This is a genomic window from Dermacoccus sp. NHGro5 (genome assembly GCF_017565385.1).
Classification (GTDB): Bacteria; Actinomycetota; Actinomycetes; order Actinomycetales; family Dermatophilaceae; genus Dermacoccus; species Dermacoccus nishinomiyaensis.
In genome coordinates this window covers 1-12,921 of record NZ_JAGEKQ010000052.1, presented here as the reverse complement: position 1 = coordinate 12,921, position 12,921 = coordinate 1, and the positions used below count along the sequence as shown (strand labels likewise).

10 protein-coding genes are annotated in these 12,921 nt (G+C 68.3%); 4 read left to right on the top strand and 6 right to left on the bottom strand.

Annotated elements, in window-relative coordinates; all coding sequences use genetic code 11:
- Nucleotides 1-141 precede the first annotated feature (141 nt).
- From J4Z35_RS13995 to J4Z35_RS13985, 3 genes are all read right to left on the bottom strand, one after another.
- Complete coding sequence (locus J4Z35_RS13995; protein ID WP_208065678.1) at nucleotides 142-2,259, bottom strand: M4 family metallopeptidase; 2,118 nt, start codon at nucleotides 2,257-2,259, stop codon at nucleotides 142-144.
- Nucleotides 2,260-2,598: 339 nt separating this feature from the next.
- Nucleotides 2,599-3,333 (bottom strand): phosphatase PAP2 family protein, encoded by a 735-nt coding sequence (locus J4Z35_RS13990; protein WP_208065677.1) that lies wholly within the window; start codon nucleotides 3,331-3,333, stop codon nucleotides 2,599-2,601.
- Nucleotides 3,330-4,019, bottom strand: a complete 690-nt coding sequence (locus J4Z35_RS13985; RefSeq protein ID WP_253184129.1) for a phosphatase PAP2 family protein — start codon at nucleotides 4,017-4,019, stop codon at nucleotides 3,330-3,332. The genes J4Z35_RS13990 and J4Z35_RS13985 overlap by 4 nt, the downstream gene beginning before the upstream one ends.
- A 288-nt stretch (nucleotides 4,020-4,307) precedes the next feature.
- Here J4Z35_RS13985 and J4Z35_RS13980 point away from each other — a divergent pair, with 288 nt between their 5' ends.
- Together J4Z35_RS13980 and brnQ are read left to right on the top strand one after the other, a co-directional pair.
- Nucleotides 4,308-6,608, top strand: coding sequence for a glycosyltransferase family 39 protein (locus J4Z35_RS13980; protein WP_208065676.1), 2,301 nt, complete (start codon nucleotides 4,308-4,310; stop codon nucleotides 6,606-6,608).
- Between the two features lie 212 nt (nucleotides 6,609-6,820).
- Nucleotides 6,821-8,188, top strand: coding sequence for a branched-chain amino acid transport system II carrier protein (brnQ, locus tag J4Z35_RS13975; protein WP_208065675.1), 1,368 nt, complete (start codon nucleotides 6,821-6,823; stop codon nucleotides 8,186-8,188).
- A gap of 156 nt (nucleotides 8,189-8,344) precedes the next feature.
- On the opposite strand, the gene J4Z35_RS13970 is transcribed toward brnQ, so the two are convergent.
- Nucleotides 8,345-8,482 carry a hypothetical protein gene (locus tag J4Z35_RS13970; RefSeq protein ID WP_208065674.1) on the bottom strand — a complete coding sequence of 46 codons (138 nt, stop codon included), beginning with the start codon at nucleotides 8,480-8,482 and terminating at the stop codon, nucleotides 8,345-8,347.
- A 101-nt stretch (nucleotides 8,483-8,583) separates the two neighbouring features.
- Between J4Z35_RS13970 and J4Z35_RS13965 the strand changes: the two genes are divergently transcribed.
- Nucleotides 8,584-9,228, top strand: a complete 645-nt coding sequence (locus J4Z35_RS13965; protein ID WP_186318490.1) for a TIGR03085 family metal-binding protein — start codon at nucleotides 8,584-8,586, stop codon at nucleotides 9,226-9,228.
- A gap of 39 nt (nucleotides 9,229-9,267) precedes the next feature.
- On the opposite strand, the gene J4Z35_RS13960 is transcribed toward J4Z35_RS13965, so the two are convergent.
- The gene (locus J4Z35_RS13960; RefSeq protein ID WP_006943525.1) at nucleotides 9,268-10,509 is read right to left on the bottom strand and encodes an ATP-binding protein; all 1,242 of its coding nucleotides are present in this window, start codon (nucleotides 10,507-10,509) and stop codon (nucleotides 9,268-9,270) included.
- A gap of 387 nt (nucleotides 10,510-10,896) precedes the next feature.
- Nucleotides 10,897-11,745 (bottom strand): pyridoxal kinase PdxY, encoded by an 849-nt coding sequence (pdxY, locus tag J4Z35_RS13955; RefSeq protein ID WP_006943528.1) that lies wholly within the window; start codon nucleotides 11,743-11,745, stop codon nucleotides 10,897-10,899.
- 294 nt (nucleotides 11,746-12,039) lie between these two features.
- On the opposite strand from pdxY, the gene J4Z35_RS13950 reads away from it, so the two are divergent.
- Nucleotides 12,040-12,729, top strand: a complete 690-nt coding sequence (locus J4Z35_RS13950; RefSeq protein ID WP_197418819.1) for an aspartate/glutamate racemase family protein — start codon at nucleotides 12,040-12,042, stop codon at nucleotides 12,727-12,729.
- Nucleotides 12,730-12,921 lie beyond the last annotated feature (192 nt).

The following is a 12,921-nucleotide window of genomic DNA, read 5'->3' as shown; positions in this document are numbered from 1 at the left end:
CCCGACCGTCCCGACACAGCACCCACCACACACCACGACGCCGGTGGGTGCCACCCGAGATTCGGGTGGCACCCACCGGCGTCGTCGTCAGTGCCCGGTCAACGGCCCCTGACGTGAGGTCGAGGTGACGTCAGTGCGCCGTCACTTCACGACCACGTCGTCGAAGACGAACGACGTCTGCGAGACCGAGTCCTCCGACGCGGTGAACTTGAGCGTCACCGTCTTGCCGGCGAAGGCCGACAGGTCGACCGTCTTCGCGACATAACCGCTCGCCGCGTCGAGGTTCGAGAAGGTCGACACCGTGCTCGTCGTCGTGCCGTTGATGACCTGGACCTTCGCGGTGTCGTACTTCGTGGAACGCGTCGTCTCGGCCGTGTCGACGTGCACGTAGTACGTCAGCTTGCCGCTCGCCGGCACCTTCACCGACTGCTGTTCGTACTCGGTGCTCGTCGAGCCGTTGCCGCCGAGCCACATCTTCCACGAACCGCCGTGCGCGGCCTGGCGCGCGTTGTTCGTGATGGGGCCGTCCGTGCCCGTCCAGCCCGTCTGACCCGCTTCGAAGTCACCGTTCGTCACCGCGTTGGTGCCGGGCGCCGGGGTGGGGGTGGGCGTCGGGGTCGGGGTCGGGTCCGTCGACGTCGAGCACGCAGCGGTGCCCTTGGGGACGTTGATCGCGTTGAACGCGCTCTCGACCGACTTGCAGACCTGGCTCGAACCGCCGTACAGCTCGACGGCCGACTTGATGGCGCCCTCACGAGCAGCCTTGTAGTTCGACGTCGACGTCAGCTTCGTCGACAGCGTGCGGTACCAGACCTTCTCGATGTCGGCGCGGCCGGCGCCCGTCACCGATGAGCTGTCGCAGATGGAGCTGTTGTAGGAGACACCGTTGATCGTCTTCGCGCCCGAACCGTTCGAGGCGAGGAAGTACCAGTGGTTGAGCGGGCCCGACGAGTAGTGCGGGTCGGCGCTGCCGACGGACGAGGAGTAGCAGTCGTAGCTCGCACCGTCCTTGCTCGGCTTGTCCATGTAGCGCAGCGGCGTGCCGTCACCGTTGATGTCGATCTCCTCGCCGAGCAGGAAGTCCGGCTTGTCGGAGGCCAGGTTCGCGTACCACTCGACGCCCGTGCCGAAGATGTCGGATGTCGCCTCGTTGAGGCCACCGGCGTCGCCCGAGTAGTCGAGACCGGCCGTGTTCTCCGTGACGCCGTGGCTCATCTCGTGGCCGGCGACGTCGAGCTCCGTCAGCGGGTTCGCATTACGGTCACCGTCGCCGTACGTCATCTGAGTGCCGTCCCAGAACGCGTTGACGTAGTTGTTGTCGTAGTGGACGCGGCTGCGCGCACCGTTGCCGTTGTTCCAGATGCCGTTGCGGCCCATGACGCTCTTGTAGTAGTCGAACGTCGTGTCCGCACCGTACTGCGCGTCGACGCCGGCGCTCTGACGGTTCGAGTTCGACCCGTCGCCCCAGACGTTGTCGGCGTCCGTCATCGTCGTGCCGTTGATCTTCTGGTTGTTCGAGTCGGTCGTGTAGTTGCCCGTGTTCGGATTGCTCAGCTTGTACGAACCGCTCGAGCCGGAGGTGGTGAGCGTGACGTTCTTGTCGTAGATGCCGTTGCCCGTGGCGTGGGCGATCTCGTCGAACGAGGAGATGACGGCGCCGGTGTCGGCGTTGATGAACGAGCGGACGCGCGACGGCGTGCGGTCCTTCTGCATGCCGGTCGTCTTCACCATGTAGGCGAGCTGCTGCTTGCCGGCCTCGTCGACACGAATGACGAGGGTGCTGCCCGCGCCCTTGGCGGCATCGAGCCCCTCGCTCTTCTTGTGGGCCTTGGCGGCCGCGAGGCCCTTGGCCTCACCGGTGGCCTTGGGGATGGCGGGTGCGGTGTCGACGGTGATGGCGCCGTCGAACATGCCGTCGTGGCCGGTGACCTTGCCGGAGGCGTCACGGTGGATGACGAGGTCGCCACCGACGACGGGGATGCCCTTGAAGGTGCGGTCGACGCGCACGTGCGTCGAGCCGTCGGTGTCCTTGAGCACGTCCTTGATCTTGAAGGCGTTGTCGGCGCTGAGACCGACGGCCTTGACGAGCGCCGCCGACTGCGACTGCGCGGAGCCGACGAGGCTCGAATGCGCCGATGCCGACTGGAACGACGCCTGCCGCGTCGCCGGGGAGTCGGCGGAGGCGCTCTGAGCGACGGCGGGGACGAGCGAGAAGGAGCAGGCCGCAGCGAAGGCGACGGTGAGGGTGGTGCGCTTCATGAGAATCGGTGTCTCCTCTGAGCGACCGGGGCGTGGGGCTCCGGCGGTGGGGGGTGGGGTGACTCGTCAGCCCAAGGACTGTGAGTCAAGTCATGTATAGACCACGCGAGGGGTCGAAGCGAGAGTTGACGCACAATTTTTTCTCAGTTCACCGACAGGGAGAGGCTGCAATATGCGAGAACACAGGGGTTTTCTTGTGCGCCCCCTGCCACACCTGGGCATTCGCAACCTCGATGTGACATTTGTTGACATGCTCTGGACATGACAAGAACGCAGGCTTTCTGCCTGCGTTCTTGACCTGAGGAGAGCTTTCCCGGCTCGAACCCGCCGGGCGGTGGCTCAGCCGCGAACCCCGTCCGCCCGCTCGGCGGCCTGACGTTCCGCCGCGCGGATCGCCGCATAGGAGATGCCCGCGCACAGCATGCCGAGCAGCGCGCCGATGATGACATCGCTGAGGTGGTGCATGCCGCGGTACAGGCGCGCGAAGCCGACGCAGAACGGGAAGACGAAGCAGACGACCTGGACGATGCGGCGCGCGAGCACGTTCGGGATGCGCTGTGCGAGCAGCATGATGCTCCAGAACAACGCGAACGACGCCGCGGTGTGCCCGCTCGGAAAGCTGGACGTCGGCGGCGCGTGCGGGTCGAGGCGCTCGACCTCGGGGCGCGGACGGTTGACGATCTTCGTCACCGGCACGAAGACACTCGCCTCGAGGCTGATCGCGAGGACCGGCAGGATGGCGAGCCACCACTTGCGCGTCAGCACGAGGATGACGAGCGCGACGACGACCGACCCGCCGATCGTGAACCACGTGTCGTTGATCGTCGAGACGGTCTTGGAGATCGGGTTGAGCGAGGCGGTGCGCCACCCGGCGACATCCCGCGAGAGCGTGTCCTCGGCCGGGATCTCGTCGAACACGTTCATGATGATCTTGCCGATGGCGACGAGCACCCCGAACGCCACGAGAGCCGGCAGGACAGCGCGCTTCAGGATGGAGGCGAGCACCTCCTTGGGCGTCGGGCGGGCTGACGCCTCGCGCCCACCGTCGTGATGGTCGGGGTGAGCGGTGGTCACGAATCCTCCTCGAGGTGGCCCTTCGGCCGATGGCTGAAACCGAGATACGACGCGGACGACAGGCCCAACGCGAGCAGGACGCCCGCCGTCACGTCGCTCGGGAAGTGGACGCCGAGGAAGATGCGATCGAGCATCGTCAGGACGACGACGAGCACCCCCACCGTCACCGCTGCGGCGCGGATGAGCGGGGGCCAGCGTCGCACGAGCGGCCACGCCATGATGAGGCACGTCGTCACCATCATGGCGACGTTGAACGCGTGGCCGCTGGGAAAGCTGTAGCCCGGCGCATGGCTGACGGGGTCCGCGATGACGGGGCGCGCCCGCTCGACGATGAGCTTGACCTGCAGGCCGAGGTTCCAGCCGACGAGCATCGTCACGACGCCCCAGATCGTGCGGGCCCGGAAGCCGCGCAGCCACGTCCAGACGGCGACGGGAATCGCGTAGAGGTAGACCATCGTCGGGTGGAACGCGGACTGCCACCCGATCAATGCGTCCTCGAACCCGGGGTGTGCGCGCGTGACGTCGGTGGCCGCGACGACGACTCGCTCGTCGAGGTCGACGATCGGAGCGAAGTGGCGCGTGACGAGCAGCGCGAGCACCGCGACGGGCAAGCACAGGACGGCCGCTGCGACGACACCGCGCAGCAGCCGCGGCCCCACCGCCCGCGCGAGGCTTCTGAACCTCACCGAACCCCGCGATCTCGGCCCTCTCGGCGCTGCGGCAGACATGCCTCATACCGTACTTCGTTCGGTCGCAACACGATCAGCGCCCTTGGGCCGATCTCATGGGTGGCGGGGTGGGACGTCGCCCGTTGGATCAAGCGGGGCGGGGCCGCGTAGGTCGAGCGGGGGCGTGATGGCGAACCGCTCACAGACGGCGCACAGGGGCGCCACGCGGGCAGCAAAGCGCCGGCCGCGAGAGTCGTCGTCATCACCGGGCGCATCGGCGCCGAGACTGCGACGGAGGGATCCGCGATGACCACCACCACACCGACGCGCCTGCTGCGATCGCGCCGCGACGGCCGTCGGGCCCGCGAGCTGCCGGGGGGTGCCACCCCGCACTCCGCGGCGGCACCCCCACGGCGTCAGGACCGGCTGCGGCGCCTCGTGCGCGGCGCCGATGACGACCCGAACTGGGCGCGACCGGCGCTGTTCGCGCTGCTGACGCTGGCCGCCGTCGTGTACGGCTGGAACCTGACGAACTCCGGCTACGCGAACGAGTTCTACGCTGCCGCAGCGAAATCGGCGTCGAAGGACTGGAAGGCGTGGCTGTTCGGTTCGCTCGACTCGAGCAACGCGATCACCGTCGACAAGCCCCCGGCCTCCTTGTGGGTCATGGGGCTGTCCGCGCGGATCTTCGGCTTCTCGTCGTTCTCGCTGCTGCTGCCGCAGGCGCTCATGGGCGTCGGCACCGTCGGCCTGACGTACGGCGCGGTGCGCCGCTGGTCTGGGCACGCGGCGGGCCTGCTCGCCGGGTTGATCGTGACGATGACGCCCGTCGCGGCGCTCATGTTCCGCTTCGACAACCCCGACGCGATGCTCGTCCTGCTCATGACGGCCGCCGCCTACTGCGTCGTGCGCGCCATCGAGGTGAGCGGACGTGACGAGCCGACGACGACGCGGCGCGGGCGGGTTCGCTCCGCCTCGTCTACCGCGCTGCGGTGGATGGTCGGCGCGGGGCTGCTCATCGGCTTCGCATTCCTGACGAAGATGCTGCAGGGCGTGCTCGTCCTGCCCGGCCTCGGCCTCGCCTACCTCGTGGCGGCACGCTTCTCGCTGGGCACGCGCATCAAGCACCTCGCGGCGGCATTCGTCAGCGTCATCGTCGGCGCCGGCTGGTTCGTGGCGCTCGTCGCGGCCTGGCCCGCAAGTGCCCGCCCCTACATCGGTGGCTCGACGAACAACTCCGAATGGGAACTCGCGCTCGGCTACAACGGCCTCGGCCGCATCCTCGGCGGCGACGGCAACGCCGGGGGCGGTGGTGGCGCCGGCGGTGGTGGATTTGGTGGCACCGCAGGGCTGTTCCGCATGTTCAACAGCCAGTTCGCCGGCGAGATCTCGTGGTTGCTGCCCGCGTCCCTCGTGCTGCTCGTGGCGGGCCTCGTCGCTCGTCGCCGTGCACCGCGCACCGATCTCGTGCGCGCGTCACTCGTGCTGTGGGGCGGCTGGCTCGTCGTGACGATGCTGTGCCTGTCGTTCATGAAGGGCACGGTGCACTCCTATTACGCCGTGGCGCTCGCGCCGGCCGTCGCCGCGTGCATCGCCGTCGGTGGTCGTGAGGTCTTCGCGCGACGCTCGTCGCTGCTGTGGCGCGTCGTGCTCGGCGCGGCGATCTGCGTCAGCGGTGTCTGGAGCTTCCGCGTGCTGACGACGTCTGCGTCCGGTTGGATGCCGTGGCTCAAGTGGGTCTGCGCGATCGCTGCTGTGCTCGGGGCGATGACGTTCGTCGCCGCGCCGGCATGGGGTGCGCGTGCGCGCCGCGTCGCCGTCACCGGCCTCGTCGTCGGGGTGCTCGGTGGCCTCGGCGGAACGTCGGCGTACACGTTCGCGACGATGGCGAGCGGTCACAACGGCTCGATGCCGACTGCCGGCCCTGCCGTTGCCGGAGCACGCGGCGGCATGGGGTCGATGGGCTCGGCTCCCGGCGGCGCCCAGGGTGCGCCTGGTGGTTCGACGGGTTCTGCTGGCCCGGCTGGTTCTGGGACGACCAGCTCGTCGGGTGCGGCGGGTCAGCCTCCGTCGGGCACCAAGCCGTCGGGTACGGCTCCTTCGGGTGCAGCTCCGTCGAGTGACGGCTCGGGCTCAGCTTCCGGCGCGGCGTCGAGTGGTGGATCGGCGGCCTCGTCCGGCTCGTCGGGTGAAACCGGGGCGTCGGGTTCGACGACGGGGACGCAGCGTTCCGCGAGTTCCGCAGGGGCGCAGGGCGGTTCGACGTCCAACGCGGCGTTGGTGAAGTTGCTCGACGCGACGAACTCGAAGTGGTCGGCGGCCGTCATCGGCGATCAGAGCGCAGCCGGGTACATCCTGAGCAGCGACACGGCCGTCATGTCGATCGGCGGCTGGAGCGGCAGCGACGACAACGTCACGCTCGCGCAGTTCCAGCAGTACGTGAAGAACGGCGACATCACGTACTTCATCGCCGGCGGTGGCATGGGCGGCGGCCCGGGTGGCAACTCCGGTTCGGGCGCGCAGATCACCGCCTGGGTCAAGGCGCACTACAAGGCCACGACGGCCGGTGGCGCGACCGTCTACGACCTGACGAAGGCGACGAGCTGACGCCGGCCCGGCGGCTGCGCGATCCCGAAGCCGCCGGGTGACCATCTCTCGAATGTGAGCATCCTGGTCGAACACGAGCGACATGAAGCTCGTTTTCGGCCAGGGCGCTCACATTCGTGGTGCCGAGCTGGGCAAGGCCAGCTCCTGGCCTTGGCCCGGGACGCGGTGGCGCCCCGCCCGCTCGGCCCGCCGTCCTTGTCATACTGACCGGCGTGAGTTCTGCTGCCGCACCGACCGTTTCCTCGTCCACGCCGTCGCGGTTGCGTCCGGCACAGACACTCCTCGTCGGGACGATGCTGTTCGGGTTGTTCTTCGGCGCCGGCAACCTCATCTTCCCCGTGCAGATGGGCCGCGAAGCCGGGTCGCACACCACGCTCGCGACGATCGGGTTCCTCATCACCGCGACGGGCCTGCCCGTCCTCGGCGTCATTGCCTCCGCCCTGTCGGGCACGCGCAACGTCCGCGAACTCGCGGCGCGCGTCGACCCACGCTTCGCCGTCGTCTTCACGTGCCTGCTGTACCTGACGATCGGGCCGGCATTCGCGATCCCGCGCACCGCGTCCGTCTCGTACGAGATCGGCCTCGCCGAATCGGTGCCCGCGGGCGCACAGACATGGGCGCTGCTCGCGTTCACCGCGATCTTCTTCGCCCTCACCGCGGCCGCGGCGCTGCGTCCCGGCAAGCTGATCGACTGGGTCGGGCGCTACCTCACCCCCGGATTCCTCGTGCTGCTCGGCGCGCTGATCGTCGCCGCCTTCGTGAAACCGATGACGCACGACGTCACCGCCGCCCCCAAGGGCCCGTACGCGGACGGCCCCGTCACCCGCGGCTTCCTCGACGGCTACAACACGATGGACGCCCTCGCCTCCCTCGCGTTCAGCATCGTCATCATCGACGCGGTACGCCGCCTCGGCATCACGAGCCCGCGCCGCATCGCCGTCGAGACCGCGAAGAGCGGCATCGTCAGCGTCCTCGGAATGGCGGCCATCTACGCCTCGCTCGCATGGATGGGTGCGACGTCGATCGGCGTCATCACCGCCGACAACGGCGGCACCGCGCTGGCCGGCATCTCCCGACACTTCTTCGGCTCGTTCGGGCAGGTGCTCATCGCCGCGATCGTGCTCGTCGCGTGCCTCAAGACCTCGATCGGCCTCGTCACGGCGTGCGCGGAGATGTTCGCCGAGATGTTCCCCCGCCTCGGCTACCGTGCATGGGCACTGACGTTCACGGGCGTCTCGTTCGCGGTGTCGAACGTCGGCCTCAGCGCCATCATCTCCTGGTCGACGCCGCTGCTCATGTTCCTCTACCCGCTCGCGATCGCGCTCATCCTGCTCGGCCTCGCGTCGCCGTGGCTGAGAGGTCGACGCAGCATCCTCGTCGGCGTCGTGGCGTGCGTCGGCGTCGCGGCACTCTTCGACCTGCTCGCCGCGCCCCCGTCAGCGCCCGCCGGCCGCGACATTCTCGTCGACGGCGCGCGCAGCGTCCTGCCCTGGTTCGAGAACGGCTTCGGCTGGGTCGTCCCCGGCCTGCTCGGACTCGTCGGTGGCGCGATCGTCAGCCGGGTGCGGCACGAGGGCTGACGCTGCACGACATACGACATACGACGTAGACGTCAGCCGCCGCGCCGCTGGCTCGGGGCGCACCGCCGTCAGCGTCGATGTTTCACGTGAAACGCCGTCAGCCGACCGTGATGATCCGAACGCCAACCGCCAGCACGATCGCGTTGTAGAAGAAGCTCAGCGCCGAGTGCACGAGGACGTGCGCGTCGAAGTGACGTTGACGGCCGACGTCGCGAAGACGTACAGCAGGATCAGCTCGCCGAGCAGCATGGTGCCGTGGATGGCTCGTCTCGCCCAGATCTTCGTCGTCGTCACCCGCCCAGAGTGGGTGGCGCGGCCCACCGCGCGTACACGAACGTCACTCACCCCTTCCGATGGGTGCCCCGCGGGATGCTCATCCGTGGAAGGGTGGACGCATGACTCTTGCTCCCGCCCTGCGCCACCACGTCGCCGACCTGCTCGCCGCCGTCAGCCCCGACGCGCCGACCCTGTGCGAGGGATGGAACGCGCGCGACCTCGCCGCCCACCTCGTCATCCGTGATCGCCGCCCGGACGCGATGCCCGGTATCGTCATCCCCGCCTTCGCCGGTCACACCGAGAAGGTGCAAGACGCGCGCTCCAAGAAGCCCTACGCAACCCTCGTCGACGAGGTGCGCAGCGGGCCGGGCAAATTGAGTCCGATGCAGGTGCCGGCCATCAACGAGCGCGTCAACCTCGTCGAGTACGCGACGCACGCCGAAGATGTCCGGCGCGCACAGCCCACCGACGTGCAGGCGACGCTGCCGCCGCTGCCCGAGGGCACCGAGGACGCCGTGTGGTCATCGCTGACCACGATGGGCAAGCTGCTCGTGCGCTCCTCGCCCGTCGGCGTGACGCTGCGCGCCCCGCAGCGCGGCGACGTCGAACTGAAGAAACCGACCGACGCGGGCGCCGTGGTGCTCGCCGGCTCGCCCGTCGACCTCATGATGCACCTCAGCGGTCGCTGCGAGCGCTCGGGCGTCAGCGTCGAAGGCCCTGACGCGGCCGTCGCCGCGTTCTCGAAGACCAAGCTCGGGATGTGACGTGCGGCGCGGGCGACGTCGCAGCCGCCCGCGCGCCGCTCAGTCCGCCGTCACGGTACGCAGGTAGCGGCCGAAGTGCGGCACGGTGAAGGCGATCCGTCCGCGTTCGCCGGAGTACACGAGCCCCTTCTTCATGAGTGAATCCCTCGCGGGAGAAAGTGATTGGGGCTTACGTCCGAGCACCTCGGCGACGAGAGACGTCGGCACCGATTCGATGTCGTCGAGCCCCGGCGTCTCCCCCGACTCGTCGGCGGCTGCGGCGTCGGCGACACGCTGCGCGGCGTCCGCCATCGCTCGCAGGTACTCGCGCTCACCGGGCGTCGCGCGCTCGTAGCGTGAGCCGAAGAACCCGACACCGAGCTCGGCCTCGGCCTCGGGGACGGCAACCGCCACGTCCTCCGCGGTGATCGGCGAGCCGGGCGCGAGATCCCACACCGTCGCGCCGTACGCCTGGATGAAGTAGGGGTAACCGCCCGTCGCGGCATACATCGCCTCGAGGGCGTCGTCAGTGAACTCGGCGTCCTCGTCCTGCGCGGGGCCCTGCAGCGCCTTGAACGCGGCATCCCTCGGCAGACGATCGATGCGCGCGTATCGGAAAAGCCGCTCCGAATACGACTTCTGCGCCGACAGCACCGCCGGAAGATGCGGCAGGCCGGCACCGACGACGATGACGGGCAGCGAACTCTGCGACATCTCGTGGCACGCCGCGCACAGCGCCGACACGTCCTCGGGGTCGAGATCCTGCATCTCGTCGATGAAGATGGCGACGCCCTTGCCGACGTCCGCCGCGAGGCCGCCGACGTCCGTCAGCAACTCGACGAGGTCGATCTCGATGTCACCCGAATCCGCACGGCCCGGAACGGCGGGGGCGTCGATGCCCGGGTTCCAGCGATCACGCAGCTTGGCCTTGGGGTCGACGTCGCGCTGCGCGAAGCTCTTGATGACGCCGAGGACGTGGTCGACGTCGTCGTCCTGCGGGTGGCCAAGTTCGCGCACGGCCGTGTGCAGCGCTGACGCCAGAGGTCGGCGCAGGCGCTGATCGGGGCGTGCTTCGAACTTGCCGGTGCCCCAGTGCGCGCGCACTGCGCCCGACCGGAGGGTGTTGAGCAGCACCGTCTTGCCGACGCCGCGCAGGCCGATGAGGACGATCGAACGTTCGGGTCGGCCCTTCGCGATGCGGGCGACGACGACGTCGAACGTGCTGATCTGTTCGTCGCGCCCGGCGAGCTCGGGCGGACGCTGGCCGGCGCCGGGCGCGTACGGATTGCGGATCGGATCCATGCGCCCACGGTATTGGGCTTTCTACCGTTCACGGCAGATGGACACGCCGCGGCACCATCCCCCGACGTTTCACCAGGTTCTGCCAAGCGACATGCGATTCATGTCACAAGGTTGAGACTGCAGAGGCGCACCATCGTCCGAAAGTGTCGAAGTCATCCGGAACACAGAGGTTTCGGCGCCCCACCCCTTGACGAACCTGGGGGAGAATCATGCAAGACATCGACGGGCCCAGCAACGAAAAAAACTCATCAAGTCCGGCCTGAGCCTGGCCGAGGAGATCATCAAGCTCGTTGCCTTCCTCGGCGGCTGAGCCTCCCCACCTCACGCACGAGTTCCCGCCTCCTTCGTGAAGACGGGCACTCGTGTCGTTCGGGCGGCCAGGGGGCCTCATCGCAGCTGCGTCACCGCGAACTGCATCGGCGGCGAGGCGATGGCCTCCTGGGCGTCGACGAGCAGGATCTCGCGCGAACCGGCGTCGTGAGTGCGTTCCATCACCGCGAAGATCGACGACGCCGTCGCGGCGAGCGCCTCGGCGGGGCTCGACGTCATGAGGCGCGCCACGAAGATCGCGGCTGTCGCGTCACCTGAACCGGCGACGTACATGGGTAGCAGCGGGGTCGTGACGATCCAGGCCCCCTCGTCACTGACGACGGCCATCTGCACCGAGTCGGCGGGTGTCTCGTCCGTCTGCACCGAGGTGACGAGCACGACCTTCGGGCCGCGAGCGCGCAGGGCGTCGGCGGCGTCGAGCAGGTCGGTCACCGTCGAGACGGTGCGCCCGACGAGGAACTCCAACTCGAACTGGTTGGGCGTCAGCACGTCCGCGGCGGGCACGACGACGTCCCGCATGAATTCCGGGATGCCCTCGCGCACGTAGAAACCGCGGCCGACGTCGCCCATGACGGGGTCGGCGCAGTACAGCGCGTCGGGGTTGGCGGCCTTGACGCGCGCGACGGCGTCGACGATGACCTCCCCCATCGTCGGGGCGCCCTGGTAGCCGGACAGGACGGCGTCACAGCGCGGCAGCACGCCACGCTCCTCGATGCCGGTGATGACGTCGCGCACCGTCTCCGGATCGAAGACCGGCCCGCGCCACTCGCCGTACCCCGTGTGGTTGGAGAAGTGCACGGTGAACACGGGCCACACCTCGTGCCCGAGGCGCTGCAGCGGAAACACGGCCGACGAGTTACCGGCGTGGCCATAGGCCACCGACGACTGGATGGAGAGGATGTTCACCCCGACAGAGTAGCGACGCCGCCGTCAGCACCGAGTCGCCGCACCGTGCTTGACGCGGGACGAATGTGGACGAAAAACGCAGATGTGGGACTCCTTCTCACCTCCTCGTGACGCAGGAAGGTGCACCGCGAAGCTGGGTGCGCTTGGACGACCTGCAGGGCATGCACATTGTGACCATCCGCCCTGGTGTCTGAGCTTTCAAGGACGATGAGATGGTTCACGATTACCATGCAGCCGCAGGACGTCTGCTCGCCTCGGTGGTGCAGAATCCTTCGTTTCAGCCACCGCCCCTCCGTGGGTGCTGAGATCGCCAAGTCCGATGTGCGCCACGCGATGAAGAATGCACACATGTCGCGCATCGGCTTCTTGCACACGTCGCCAGTCCACGTTCTAACTTTCGACAACCTTCTGAGCGAGGTCGCCCCCGAAGCGCACCCCGTGCACGTGGTCGACGAGTCCCTTCTCACTGATGCCCGCGTGAATGGTCCACAGTCGGTCGCTGACCGCGTCGAGGCTCACCTGCGCAGCCTGAAAGATCGGGGCGTAGAGCTGATCTGTTGCACGTGCTCAACCCTTGGGAGCGTTGCTGAGCAGAGCGAACCGGGAGTGCCGGTCTTCAGAGTGGACCGGCCCATGGCTGCCCGCGCCTTCCAGGCCGGGCGCAGAATCGCCGTCATCGCAGCCCTTGACTCCACTCTCGCGCCCACGCTGGCGCTGCTTGAAGAAGAAGCCAGCGCGGCAGATCACGAAGTTGAGACCACGTCGATCGTGGCGAAGGGCGCCTGGGACATGTTCGAAGCCGGGGACCAGGTGGGATACGTCGAATGCATCGCACGAACCGCCCGGGCCGCGGCGACGACCGCAGATGTCGTCATCTTGGCTCAAGCCAGCATGGCCCCGGCGGAAGCGTTGCTCACCGACCTGCCCACCCCTGTCTTCAGCTCACCACGTCCCGCAGTGGAGTACCTCGCTGCCCGGCAGTAGCTCGTAGCGGGGAGCGCCAGCGTCGGATTTGTGAGCCGGATGGTCGTGCTCACAGATTCGTTGAGCTACACCTCAACATCTCGTTCTGGCACCTGACCGCTGCTCTAGCAGAAACGGTGGGTTGAGCCACCTGCTCGCCTCGGTGGTGCAGAACCCTTCGTTTGAGCTACGCCTAGCTGTGATGACCAGGCA